Here is an 11,932-nt window from a genome sequence, read left to right on the forward strand (position 1 = left end):
CCTCGCTTAGCCGCCCGCGGACGCTCCAAGACACACCGCAAACCTGTCCAAAGTCCCCTCAAAAACCTGCGTCATCAAATTACGCAACGATCCCCCTTGTGGGGAGGGTGACCCGGCGAAGCGTAGCGCAGCCGGGTCGGGTGGGGGTGACCCCAGCCGCAGTGCTCGCTTTACCCCCACCCGTCCGGCCCAACAGGGCCGGCCACCCTCCCCACAAGGGGGAGGGACGGCAAGCGCGGGAGCCGTCATCACTATGAGCCCGAAACGTCCGCAACCGACCGATAGCCTGTTCAGCGCTGCGGGGCTGGACCATGAGGCGCCGCATCCGCTGCCGGACCGTCTGCGGCCGCGCACGCTCGCCGATGTCGTCGGCCAGGATCACATTCTCGGCCCGGACGGCGCGCTGACGCGCATGCTGGAAACGCGCACGCTCGGCTCGCTGGTGTTTTGGGGCCCGCCCGGCACTGGCAAGACCACGGTGGCGCGGCTGCTCGCCGACGCCACCGAGCTGCATTTCGAGCAGATTTCCGCGGTGTTTTCCGGCGTCGCCGATCTGAAAAAGGCGTTCGATGCCGCGCGCGCCCGGCGCGAGATGGGGCAGGGCACGCTGCTATTCGTCGACGAGGTCCATCGCTTCAACAAGGCGCAGCAGGATTCCTTTCTGCCGGTGATGGAAGACGGCACCGTGGTGCTGGTCGGCGCCACCACCGAAAACCCGTCGTTCGAGCTGAACGCGGCGCTGCTGTCGCGCGCGCGGGTGCTGGTGTTTCACTCGCTCGACGTCGCCGCGGTGGAAAAGCTCTATGCCCGTGCTGAAACCATCGAGGGCCGGCCGCTGCCGCTCGACATCGAAGCGCGCGCCGCGCTGGTGCGGATGGCCGATGGCGATGGCCGCGCCGCGCTGACGCTGGCCGAGGAAGTGTGGCGCTCGGCGCGCGCTGGCGAAGTGTTCAATATCCAGCAATTGCAGGAGATCCTGCAGCGCCGCGCGCCGATCTACGACAAGTCCGCCGACGGCCATTACAACCTGATCTCGGCGCTGCATAAATCGGTGCGCGGCTCCGATCCCGACGCCGCGCTGTATTATCTGGCGCGCATGCTCGATGCCGGCGAGGACCCGCTGTTTCTGGCGCGGCGCGTGGTGCGGATGGCGGTCGAGGATGTCGGGCTCGCCGATCCGCAGGCGCTGGTGATCGCCAACGCCGCCAAGGACGCTTACGATTTTCTCGGTAGCCCGGAAGGCGAGCTGGCGATCGCGCAGGCGGTGATCTATGTCGCCACCGCGCCGAAATCGAACGCCGCCTACAAAGCCTATGGCGCGGCGATGCGCAGCGCCAAGCAGAACGGCTCGCTGCTGCCGCCAAAGCATATCCTCAACGCGCCGACCAAGCTGATGCAGCAGGAAGGCTATGGTGAGGGCTATCAATACGACCACGACACGCCAGAGGGCTTTTCCGGCCAAAACTATTTTCCGGACGAGCTTGGCCGCCAAAACTACTACCGCCCGCCCGATCGCGGCTTTGAGCGCGAAATCCGCAAGCGGCTCGACTATTGGGCGCGGCTGCGCGCCGCCAAGGGCTAGCACAAGCCGAGCATCGCGCCGCGCACCGTCTCCGTCATCCCCGCCAAGGAAAGCACATGCTGGCACCATCCGACGGCTTCAATGACATTGCCCGCGCCATTCAATTGGCGCTGGCGCCGGTGTTCCTGCTCACCGGCATTGCCGGCCTCTTGAGCGTGATGGCTGGGCGGCTCGCCCGGATCTTTGATCGCAGCAGCGCGCTGATCGAGAACAGGCGGGCACTGATGCTGTCGGTGCATACGACGTTGGACCGCGAGCAGGACAGTCTGGAGCGGCGGCGGCGCTACACCAGCCTCGCCATCACCTCATCGACCATTGCGGCGCTGCTGGTGTGTCTCGACATCGCGGTGATCTTTCTGGAGCTGATGTTCGACACCCCGATGAAATGGCCGATCGGCATTCTGTTCATCGCCGCGGTGCTGTTTCTGATCGTCGGGCTGGCGTCGTTTCTGCGCGAGGTGCATCTCGCCATGAAAACCACCCATATCGGCCTGGCGCCGCCGCCAAGCTGACAACGAGCAGGGGAGACAGCCATGAAGTCGTATCGCAAGGAATTGTGGTTTCAGACACCTAGCCGGCGCGCCTTCGTCAACATCACGGGCGAGGTTGAGGCCGCGCTGCGCGACAGCGGCGTGCGTGAAGGCCTGGTGCTGGTCAATGCCATGCACATCACCGCGTCGGTGTTTATCAATGACGATGAGAGTGGCCTGCACCACGACTACGAGAAATGGCTGGAGCAGCTCGCGCCGCATGAGCCGGTGTCGTCCTATCGCCACAACCGCACCGGCGAGGACAATGCCGACGCCCATATGAAGCGTCAGGTGATGGGCCGCGAAGTGGTGGTCGCCATCACCGACGGAAAACTCGATTTCGGGCCGTGGGAGCAGATCTTTTACGGCGAGTTCGACGGCGGCCGCCGCAAGCGCGTGCTGGTCAAGATTATTGGCGAGTAAATAGGTACCTAGCCGGGCATCGCTACGTTTGGTGGAGAGGCGTGAGCTGCTCCGGTCTCGCGCGATCATGTGAACGCTGCTAGCCTCTATGCGTTGGTACGCGGCGCTGCCAGCACGGCGTTGCCGCCAGCTTCGGAGGCTCGATCATCATGACCTCATCGATCGGTTTGCGCGCATTCGCTTTGGCATTGACCGCCATGATGGCCACGGCGCCGTCGCTGTCGCAGGCGTGCACAAGGCTGGTCTATCTTGGTGCGAACAATCAAGTCGTCACCGCGCGCTCGATGGACTGGCGCTATGAGATGCCGACCGATCTGTGGAGCTTTCCGCGCGGCATGGCGAGGAACGGCGAGGTCGGGCCAAACTCGCTGACCTGGACTTCGAATTACGGCAGCGTCATCACCTCGGGCTATGGCGTGTCGACCTCCGACGGCATGAACGAAGCGGGGCTGGTCGCCAATCTGCTGTGGCTGGCGGAAGCCGACTATCCGAAATTCGACAATAGCCGGCCGGGACTATCGATCGCGCTATGGGCGCAATATGTGCTCGACAATTTCGCGACCGTCGCCGAAGCGGTTGCGGTGCTCGAGAAAGACCCGTTCGTGATCTATTCGGACAGCGTGCCGGGCTTGCAGCTCGCCACCACGCTGCATCTGTCGTTGTCCGATGCCAGCGGCGATAGTGCGATCATCGAATATATCGGTGGCAAGCCGGTGATCCATCACAGTCGCAACTATCAGGTGATGACCAATTCGCCGACCTTCGACAAGCAATTGGCGCTCGATGATTATTGGAAGGAGATTGGTGGCACGGTGATGCTGCCCGGCACCAATCGTGCTGCCGACCGTTTTGCGCGCGCCTCGTTCTACGTTGGCGCGATTCCGAAGGACGACAATCCCGATCGCGCGCTGGCCGCGGTGTTCAGCGTGATCCGCAACGTCTCGGTGCCGCTCGGCATCGCAACGCAAGATCAGCCGAACATTTCCTCGACGCGCTGGCGCACCGTCGCCGATCAGCAGCGCAAGCTGTATTTCTTTGAATCGGTGCTGACGCCGAATGTGTTCTGGGTCGATCTCAAGGCGATCGATTTCTCGGCCGACAAGGGCAAGGTCAAAAAGCTCGACCTCGGCCCGCAGCAGTCCAACATCTTCTCCGGCGACGCCACGGCGCAGTTCAAGGACGCCGCGCCGTTCAAGTTTTTGGGTAAGCCGTAGCGCTTGCTGACAGCGGGGAGGGCGGGTGCACTGAGCGCGTCCAAGGCTGCTGTCAGCGAACGACGCGACTGTCTGTCGGATTACGCCCGCGTCCGCCTCCAAATCCACCGTGACCCTGGGCGGCTTTTGCGCTAGGCACTGCCTTCGTTCCCCTTGTCCCACGCCGTTACGCGAGCCGTTCCCCATGAGCCGTCAAACCAAGAAACCTCTCGCCAAGCGCGGTGCCGGCGGCGATCGCCCCAAGGGCGGCAGGCCGGCCAAAACCGGCGCGGCCAAGGTTGGGGCCAAGGGTGGAGCCAAGAGCGCGGCTCAAGGCGGGCCCAAGGGCACGATCAAGGGCGCGGTCAAAGGCGGGGCCAAGGTTGGAGCCAAGAGCGCTGGCCTGCGCGCCGATCGGTCCGCCACGGCGCGGCCGCCGCGCGAGCGTTCCGGCGAGCGGATCGAGCGGCCGGCGGGTAGCCGTTCGGCCGGTGATCGGCCGCACAGCGCGCGTCCCGGCCGTCCGCCGCAGCGCCAAAACTCGGCTGCGCCGTCCCGTGCGCCGCGTGCCGCGCGGCCGGATCAGGGCGTGCGCGAGGCTTTCGCACCCGAATCGGCCAAGCCTGCGGTGGAAGCCGCGCTGCCGACCAAGGTGCAGACCGTCACGGTCAGCGCCGATGAGAACGGCATGCGGGTCGATCGCTTTCTGGAAGCGCGCTTCCCCGGCCTGTCGTTCTCGCACATCCAGCGTATCGTTCGGAAGGGCGAACTGCGCGTGAACGGCAAGCGCGCCGACAGCAAGGACCGGCTGGAGGAAGGACAGAGCGTGCGGATTCCGCCGCTCAAGCTCGACGCACCGAAAACCGGTGGCAATCTCTCGGAGGCCCAGCAGAAGACGCTGGCGCAGCTCAAAGAAATGACGCTGTACGAGGACGCCGACGTTCTGGTGCTGAACAAGCCGGCCGGGCTTGCGGTGCAGGGCGGCTCCGGCACCACGCGCCATATCGACCAGATGCTGGAGGTGATGCGCGACGCCAAGGGCCAGAAGCCGCGGCTGGTGCATCGCATCGACAAGGAGACCTCGGGCTGCCTGCTCGTGGCGAAAACCCGCTTTGCCGCCACCGCGCTGACCGGCTCGTTCCGCTCGCGCTCGGCGCGCAAGGTCTATTGGGCGCTGGTCGCCGGCGTGCCGAAGCCGAAGCAGGGCCGGATCTCGACCTATCTCGCCAAGGAAGAGAGCGAGGACGATTCCATCATGCGCGTCGCCAAGCATGGCGACGAGGGCGCCAGCCATGCCGTGACCTATTACGCGCTGGTGGAATCCTCAGCGCAGAAACTGGCCTGGGTGTCGCTGAAGCCGGTCACCGGCCGCACCCATCAGCTCCGCGCCCACATGGCCCATATCGGCCACGCCATTGTCGGCGATCCAAAATACTTCAATATCGAGAACTGGCAGCTGCCCGGCGGCCTGCAGAACCGGCTGCATCTTTTGGCGCGGCGCATCGTGGTGCCGCATCCGCGCGGCGGGGTGATCGACGTGTCGGCGCCGCTGCCGCCGCATATGCTGCAAAGCTGGAACCTGCTCGGCCTGGAACACGATCGCTTCGATCCGATCGAACACGCGCCGGAGGAGTGAGGCACTTGCCGCGATCGGGCAGGCACCCGACATGAGGGCGATGCGACGGCCTTTGCTGTTATCGATGGTGCTGGCGCTGCTCGGCCTTGGCCTGGCGGCGGCGCTGCCGGATGGCCGCGCCGCGGCGCAATTCCTGCCCGGCACCTCGCCGACCTTGCTGCCGCCACCCCCTCCGCCGCCGCCACCGCCGCGCATCGAAGTGCCGGTGGTGCCGAAACTCGACGCGCCGCCGCAGCAGCCCACGATGCCGCGTGGGCGCAATTCATTCAGCGACCGCGTGATCGATTGCCTCGATCAGGGCGCGGCCTATGGGCTGCGGCCCAATGATCGCGCCGCTTATTCGCGGGCCTGCGCCAATCGCTGACGAGGAGACGTGATGCGCGAATTGTTCGATGAGGTCGCCGGCCAGTCGCCGCTCGATCCGCAGGAGGCGGTGCGCCGCACCAGCCGCGGGCCGTTGCCGAAACGGTTTTACCAGGAGGCCGGCTGCACCGCCGCCGAGCCATCCGGCTTTGCGATCGTGCTCGACGGCAAGACGGTGCGCACGCCGTCCAGGCAGCCCTTGGTGGTGCCGCAGCGGGCGCTGGCCGCGGCGATCGTCGCCGAATGGCAGGCGCAGCAGGAACAGATCGATCCGACCACCATGCCGCTGACCCGGCTCGCCAACAGCGTGATTGACGCGGTGCAGGATCGCGTGGCCGCGGTGCGCGACGACGTCGCCAAATATTTCGAGTCCGATTTGCTGTTCTATCGCGCCAGTTTCCCGGCCGAGCTGGTGGCGCGTGAAGCCGAGCATTGGGACCCGGTGCTGTTCTGGGCCGCAGATACGCATAACGCCCGCTTCATCCTCGCCGAAGGCGTGATGCATGTGCGCCAGCCGGAAGCCGCGGTGGCGGCGGCGCGCGCGGCGTTGCCCGATGAGCCCTGGACCATCGCGGCGCTGCATATCGTCACCACCATCACCGGCTCGGCGTTGCTGGCGCTGGCGCTGCATGCCGGGCGTCTCGACGCCGACCAAGTCTGGGCCGCCGCCCATGTCGATGAGGACTGGAACATCGAGCGCTGGGGCGCCGATGACGAAGTCTTGGCGCGCCGCGCCGCGCGGCAGCGCGATTTTCAGGCGGCCGCTCTGGTGCTGACGAGTTTACGCGCAGGTTAACGAGACCTTTACGCGCCACCATTAAGCTCGGATCGTCAATTGCTTGGCGATCCGAGGGCCCATGCCGCTTGCCGTCAATACGACCTTGCCGGTCGTCACCGTCCAAGGCAGCGGCGCGCCGGTGGCGTTGCAGCCCGGCGCGGTGGTTTCGGCGCGGGTGCTGCACGTCGCCGATAGCGGCCAGGTGCAGATCAATATCGGCGGCCAGGCGCTGACGGTGCGCTCCGAAGTGCCGCTGCAGCCCGGCCAGACCCTGCAACTTTCGGTGTCGCAAACCGCCGATGGCGTGCGCCTTGCGGTGGTGCCGCAGCAGGCCGCGACCGCCAATCCGGCGCAGTTGGCCGCCGCCATGCTGAGCGGCGACGCCGTGCTGCGCGAGGCCGCGCTCGCCGCCAAGGGCATCAATCTCGCCAGCCTGGCCAGCCAATTGCCGGCGCCGACCGTAGCGCTGTCGAGCGCGCTGACCCTGCCGGAAACCGTGGTGGTGTCCACCGCCGCGCAGGCCGCAGCGGCGCGCCAGGGCAGTCTGGCGCAGCTGTTTGCCAATCTCGATGCCATCGATCTGTCGACGCTGCCGCCGCAATTGCAGGCCGCGGTGACGCAACTCAAGGCGCAGCGCCCGGCGCTGACCGCGGCGCTGAGCGCGGCCGATCTCAAGCAGGCGTTCCAGGCCTCCGGGCTGTTCATGGAAGCGACGTTGGCGTCCGGCACCAGTGCCGCAACCGTTGCGACCGACCTCAAGGCGGCGCTGATGCAATTGCGCCAGGCGCTGACCTCAACACTGGCGACCGCGGGCAATGTCGGCGGCGCTGCGACCAATGCCCAGGCCGCCGCGCTATCGACCGTCAGCGTCGATGAGCTGATCGCTCAGCTGACCCAGGCCAAGGCTAACGGCACCACCTCGACTGCAACCACGACCACTACTGGCTCAGCGGTCAACACCGTGGCATCGCCGACCATCGCGCCGACGCTCGCCGAGACCAGCCAGGCCAAGGTCACGCAGCAAGTGGTGGCGGCGCTGACCGAGGACGGCGCGGCGTTCCAAAATGCCGCGCAGCCGGCCAGCACAGCGGCGACCGCGCGCACTGAAAGCGGTGCGCTGCTGACCGCGCTGCAGGAAGCGCTGCAGGCCAATCCGCAGATCGCCGGGCAGACCGCCAAATTGCTGCCGGGCAGCGCGGCGCTATTGTCGCTGGTGCATCTGGTGTCGGGCGGCCGCATGCCGGTGCGCTCCGACGACGAGATTGCCATGCAGCGCCATCCGCCGCCGCCGCCAATCCGCGGCGCGCTGCCGAGCGTGCAGCCGGTGGTGCAGGCCACCCTCGATCTGCATAGCCCGCTGCATGAAACCAGCCGGCAACTACTCGCTGATACCGAGGCGGCGCTGGCGCGGCAGACGCTGCTGCAAGTCGCCTCGCTGCCCGACCGCGCCGATGCGGGCAGCGCGCGCGCCGATGGCAGCAATGCGCGCTGGGCCTTTGAAATTCCGTTCGTGACGCCGCAGGGCACCGCGGTCGCGCAATTCGAGATCTCGCGCGATGGCACCGCGCAGGAAACCGACGCCGCCAAGCGAGTCTGGCGCGCGCGCTTCACGCTCGATGTTGAGCCGGCCGGGCCGGTGCATGCGCTGGTCACGCTGACCGGCGAGGATATCGCCGTGAAAATGTGGGCGGAGCGACCGGCCACCGCCGCGCAGATGCGCGCCGAATCGGGCCTGCTCGGCCAGGCGCTGAGCCGCGCCCAGCTCCATCCCAGCGAGATCGTGGTGCGCGAAGGTGCTCCCAACGAGCCGGCGCCGCCCAGCGCCGGCTATTTCCTGGATCGCGCGCTATGACCACGCCGACCAACCAAACGCTCGCGGTCGCGCTGCATTACGATCAGCAGGGCGCGCCGCTGGTGGTTGCCAAGGGTAAGGGCACGATCGGCGCCAAGATCATCGAAGTCGCCAAGGCGCACGACATCCCGATCGAGCAGAACGAGGTGCTGGCCGGGGCGTTGTCCAAGGTCGAGATCGGCGACGAGATTCCGCAGGAACTGTACAAGGCAGTGGCCGAGGTGCTGGTGTTCGTGTTGCGGCTGTCCGGCCGCGGGCGCTGAACCAGCGTCATCGTTTCACCACCATGGCGCGGCGAGATCGCCGACCTGCCATCAGCGCCTTCCAACAGCACAGGTCATCGCCGTGATCGATCGTCGCCGAATTTTGCAGTTGCTGGCTGCCGCCAGTGTCGCGCCGGGCGCAGCGCTCGCCGAAGTGGCGCCGCCGCGCAGCGAAATCCGCCCGGCGCTTGCAAAACTGTTTGCCGACGCCGGCACCGAGGGCACCTTTGTCGGCTACCGCACCGACGATTACCTGATCATGGCCAGCGACACCGAGCGCTCCGGGCGCGGCCAACTGCCGGCCTCGACCTTCAAGGTGCCGCATTCGCTGATCGCGCTCGACTGCGGCGTGGTCGCCGATCCCGACCAGGATATTTTCAAGTGGGACGGCGTGACGCGCGATTTCCCTGGCTGGAACCAGGATCACACGCTGCGCTCGGCGATCGCGGTCTCGGCGGTGCCGGTCTATCAGGAGATCGCCCGAAGGATCGGCGCGGAGCGCATGCAGCGTTATCTGACGCTGCTCGATTACGGCAATCACGACATCGGCGGCGGCATCGACCAGTTCTGGCTGCGCGGCGCGCTGCGCATCGATCCGATGCAGCAGATCGACTTTTTGGACCGGCTGCGCCGCGGTGCGCTGCCGGTTTCGGCGCGCAGCCAAGCTTGGGTGCGCGACATCCTGCCGGTGACCCCGGTCGGCGATGCGGTGATCCGCGCCAAAACCGGGCTGCTCGGCGCCGAAGCCGGCAAGCCGACGCTCGGCTGGCTGGTCGGCTGGGCCGAGAAGGGCGGCGGTGCCACGGTGTTCGCGCTCAATCTCGACATTCGCGAACCGCGCCATGTCGGCGACCGCATGGCGCTGGCGCAGCGCTGCCTGCACGAAATCGGCGCACTCTGAACGCCGGCACGGCGCACGAAGGGGGCGGCGGACGGGCCGGGCGCGAGCCGACAGCCATTCGCAACACCGCCGGCAGGGGTGCCGAACCGGGGGGCAGACCGACGAAGCTGTGCAGGATTTTGGCCGCGCGGCGGCGCCGCTGTCAGCAAGACGTTGAACCCGTCACGCATCTCGGCTATCCGGAAGGGCAATTCCTCCCTCGAATACCCCGTGTTAGAAGGCCCCCGGCTGTTGCGGCAATCGGGTGGCAAATCCGATCATTTGCGGTAGCACGGGATCTTCAAAAACGCGGTCTGAGAACACATGAAGCACATCCTCGAATCTCTGGAAGCCCGGCGCACAGCGGCCCGTTTGGGCGGCGGCGAGAAGCGCATTAACGCTCAGCACGAGCGTGGCCGGCTCACGGCGCGCGAACGCATTGAGCTTCTGCTCGACAAGGGCTCGTTCGAGGAGTTCGACATGTTCGTCGAGCATCGCTCGGTCGAGTTCGGCATGGCCAAGAACAAGATCCCCGGCGACGGCGTCGTCACCGGCTGGGGCACGGTGAACGGCCGCAAGGTGTTCCTGTTCGCCAAGGATTTTACGGTGTTCGGCGGCTCGCTGTCGGAGACCCACGCGCAGAAGATCTGCAAGATCCAAGACATGGCGCTGAAGGCGCGGGCCCCGATCATCGGCCTGTATGACGCCGGTGGCGCGCGTATTCAGGAAGGCGTCGCGGCGCTGGCCGGTTACTCCTACGTGTTCCGGCGCGTGGTGCAGGCCTCTGGCGTGATCCCGCAGATCAGCGTCATCATGGGCCCGTGCGCCGGCGGCGACGTCTATGCGCCGGCGATGACCGACTTCATCTTCATGGTGAAGAACACCAGCTACATGTTCGTCACCGGCCCGGACGTCGTGAAGACCGTCACCAACGAAGTGGTGACCCCGGAAGAACTCGGCGGCGCCAGCGTGCACGCCACCAAGTCGTCGATCGCCGACGGTGCGTTCGAGAACGACGTCGAAACGCTGCTGCAGATGCGCCGGCTGCTCGACTTCCTGCCGGCCAACAGCACCGAAGGCGTGCCGGAATGGCCGAGCTTCGATGACATCGAGCGCGTCGACTATTCGCTCGACTCGCTGATCCCGGAGAACCCGAACAAGCCCTACGACATGAAGGAGCTGATCCTGAAGGTCGTGGATGAGGGCGATTTCTTCGAACTGGCGGATGCGTTCGCGAAAAACATCGTCACCGGCTTCGGCCGCATCGCCGGCCGCACGGTGGGCTTCGTCGCCAACCAGCCGATGGTGCTGGCCGGCGTGCTCGACAGCGACGCCTCGCGCAAGGCGGCGCGCTTCGTGCGGTTCTGCGACAGCTTCAACATTCCGATCGTGACCTTCGTCGACGTGCCGGGCTTCCTGCCGGGCACCGCGCAGGAATATGGCGGTCTGATCAAGCACGGCGCCAAGCTGCTGTTCGCCTACTCGCAGTGCACCGTGCCGCTGGTGACCATCATCACCCGCAAGGCGTTCGGCGGTGCGTTCGACGTGATGGCCTCCAAGGAAATCGGCGCCGACATGAACTACGCTTGGCCGACCGCGCAGATCGCGGTGATGGGCGCCAAGGGCGCGGTGGAAATCATCTTCCGCAAGGACATGGACGATCCGGACAAGATCGCCGCCCGTACCAAGGAATATGAGGACCGCTTCCTGTCGCCGTTCGTCGCCGCCGAGCGTGGCTATATCGACGACGTGATCATGCCGCATTCCACCCGTCGCCGGATCGCCCGCGCCTTGGCGATGCTGCGCGACAAGAAGATGGAACTGCCGATCAAGAAGCACGACAACATTCCGATGTGATCGTCTGGGGCAGGGCCGTCGATCCGGTGCCTGCCCCGACCACCATGTCGGCAAAAAAAGACCCCGCTCGCGCGGGGTCTTTCGCGTTTGAGGCGGACAGCTTAGCGCCAGCAGCGGCCACCGCGCCAATAGGTGCCGGGCGGGCAAACGCGGCGCGGAGCAACCACGACCGGAGCCCGATAGACCGGAGCCCGATAGACCGGAGCCCGATAGACCGGGGCGCGGTACACCGGACGCGGCCCATAGATCGGGCGGCAGCGGCCATAGGGGCCACGGGCCCAGCCGGGACCGCAGCCCTGCGCCACCTGGATGACGCCGGCGGTGTCGGCTGCGCCGAGCGGTGCGAGCGGCATGGCGCCAGCGGCACCGGCGCCGGAAATCGTGGCTGCAAGCACAGCCGCTGCAAACAGGCTTTTCATAGTCTCTCCCTTGAACACCCGGAATCCGGGGAATGTAAATGCGGGGTCCGCCAGCGCGCAATCGGCTGCGCAACATCGTGAAACTGCGGCAGTAAACGCCATTCACCCTGAACGCGGCATGAATGTGTCGCGAAATGCCGTCAATGGGTTCGGTCG

The 11,932-nt window shown here is 66.3% G+C and carries 12 protein-coding genes; 11 read left to right on the forward strand and 1 reads right to left on the reverse strand.

Features of this window, described 5'->3' with window-relative positions; translation table 11 throughout:
- Window positions 1–253 precede the first annotated feature (253 nt).
- The 11 genes from BJ122_RS07390 (at window position 254) to BJ122_RS07440 (ending at window position 11,357) form a co-directional block, all read left to right on the forward strand.
- A complete protein-coding gene (locus BJ122_RS07390; protein ID WP_110780469.1) occupies window positions 254–1,582 on the forward strand; it encodes a replication-associated recombination protein A in 1,329 nt (442 codons plus the stop codon).
- A gap of 56 nt (window positions 1,583–1,638) precedes the next feature.
- Window positions 1,639–2,094: a DUF2721 domain-containing protein gene (locus tag BJ122_RS07395; protein ID WP_110780470.1), complete on the forward strand. Its 456-nt coding sequence runs from the start codon at window positions 1,639–1,641 to the stop codon at window positions 2,092–2,094.
- Window positions 2,095–2,115: 21 nt separating this feature from the next.
- Window positions 2,116–2,535, forward strand: coding sequence for a secondary thiamine-phosphate synthase enzyme YjbQ (locus BJ122_RS07400; protein WP_103010956.1), 420 nt, complete (start codon window positions 2,116–2,118; stop codon window positions 2,533–2,535).
- A gap of 149 nt (window positions 2,536–2,684) precedes the next feature.
- Window positions 2,685–3,749, forward strand: a complete 1,065-nt coding sequence (locus tag BJ122_RS07405; protein ID WP_110780471.1) for a linear amide C-N hydrolase — start codon at window positions 2,685–2,687, stop codon at window positions 3,747–3,749.
- A gap of 184 nt (window positions 3,750–3,933) precedes the next feature.
- The gene (locus BJ122_RS07410; protein WP_110780472.1) at window positions 3,934–5,364 is read left to right on the forward strand and encodes an RluA family pseudouridine synthase; all 1,431 of its coding nucleotides are present in this window, start codon (window positions 3,934–3,936) and stop codon (window positions 5,362–5,364) included.
- A 40-nt stretch (window positions 5,365–5,404) separates the two neighbouring features.
- On the forward strand, window positions 5,405–5,728 hold the full coding sequence (locus BJ122_RS07415; RefSeq protein WP_110780473.1) for a hypothetical protein: 324 nt from the start codon (window positions 5,405–5,407) through the stop codon (window positions 5,726–5,728).
- 12 nt (window positions 5,729–5,740) lie between these two features.
- Window positions 5,741–6,523, forward strand: a complete 783-nt coding sequence (locus BJ122_RS07420) for an ATP12 family chaperone protein (RefSeq protein ID WP_110780474.1) — start codon at window positions 5,741–5,743, stop codon at window positions 6,521–6,523.
- A gap of 61 nt (window positions 6,524–6,584) precedes the next feature.
- On the forward strand, window positions 6,585–8,357 hold the full coding sequence (gene fliK, locus BJ122_RS19805) for a flagellar hook-length control protein FliK (protein WP_110780475.1): 1,773 nt from the start codon (window positions 6,585–6,587) through the stop codon (window positions 8,355–8,357).
- Window positions 8,354–8,620 (forward strand): EscU/YscU/HrcU family type III secretion system export apparatus switch protein, encoded by a 267-nt coding sequence (locus tag BJ122_RS19810; RefSeq protein WP_110780476.1) that lies wholly within the window; start codon window positions 8,354–8,356, stop codon window positions 8,618–8,620. Before fliK ends, BJ122_RS19810 begins: the two co-directional genes overlap by 4 nt.
- A gap of 82 nt (window positions 8,621–8,702) precedes the next feature.
- On the forward strand, window positions 8,703–9,521 hold the full coding sequence (locus tag BJ122_RS07435; protein ID WP_110780477.1) for a penicillin-binding transpeptidase domain-containing protein: 819 nt from the start codon (window positions 8,703–8,705) through the stop codon (window positions 9,519–9,521).
- Between the two features lie 303 nt (window positions 9,522–9,824).
- A complete protein-coding gene (locus BJ122_RS07440) occupies window positions 9,825–11,357 on the forward strand; it encodes an acyl-CoA carboxylase subunit beta (RefSeq protein WP_110780478.1) in 1,533 nt (510 codons plus the stop codon).
- Window positions 11,358–11,458: 101 nt separating this feature from the next.
- Here BJ122_RS07440 and BJ122_RS07445 read toward each other — a convergent pair whose 3' ends face one another.
- Entirely contained in the window at window positions 11,459–11,776 is a 318-nt protein-coding gene (locus BJ122_RS07445; RefSeq protein WP_110780479.1) for a GCG_CRPN prefix-to-repeats domain-containing protein, read from the reverse strand.
- Window positions 11,777–11,932: the final 156 nt, after the last annotated feature.

Source organism: Rhodopseudomonas faecalis, assembly GCF_003217325.1.
Classification (GTDB): Bacteria; Pseudomonadota; Alphaproteobacteria; order Rhizobiales; family Xanthobacteraceae; genus Rhodopseudomonas; species Rhodopseudomonas faecalis.

Bases quoted from the DNA above. Each gene is read 5' to 3' on its own strand.
- BJ122_RS07445 (WP_110780479.1), bottom strand. From the start codon at position 11,776: ATGAAAAGCCTGTTTGCAGCGGCTGTGCTTGCAGCCACGATTTCCGGC.
- BJ122_RS07440 (WP_110780478.1), top strand. From the start codon at position 9,825: ATGAAGCACATCCTCGAATCTCTGGAAGCCCGGCGCACAGCGGCCCGT.
- BJ122_RS07390 (WP_110780469.1), top strand. From the start codon at position 254: ATGAGCCCGAAACGTCCGCAACCGACCGATAGCCTGTTCAGCGCTGCG.
- BJ122_RS07400 (WP_103010956.1), top strand. From the start codon at position 2,116: ATGAAGTCGTATCGCAAGGAATTGTGGTTTCAGACACCTAGCCGGCGC.
- BJ122_RS07420 (WP_110780474.1), top strand. From the start codon at position 5,741: ATGCGCGAATTGTTCGATGAGGTCGCCGGCCAGTCGCCGCTCGATCCG.
- fliK (WP_110780475.1), top strand. From the start codon at position 6,585: ATGCCGCTTGCCGTCAATACGACCTTGCCGGTCGTCACCGTCCAAGGC.
- BJ122_RS07405 (WP_110780471.1), top strand. From the start codon at position 2,685: ATGACCTCATCGATCGGTTTGCGCGCATTCGCTTTGGCATTGACCGCC.
- BJ122_RS07395 (WP_110780470.1), top strand. From the start codon at position 1,639: ATGCTGGCACCATCCGACGGCTTCAATGACATTGCCCGCGCCATTCAA.
- BJ122_RS19810 (WP_110780476.1), top strand. From the start codon at position 8,354: ATGACCACGCCGACCAACCAAACGCTCGCGGTCGCGCTGCATTACGAT.
- BJ122_RS07415 (WP_110780473.1), top strand. From the start codon at position 5,405: ATGCGACGGCCTTTGCTGTTATCGATGGTGCTGGCGCTGCTCGGCCTT.
- BJ122_RS07410 (WP_110780472.1), top strand. From the start codon at position 3,934: ATGAGCCGTCAAACCAAGAAACCTCTCGCCAAGCGCGGTGCCGGCGGC.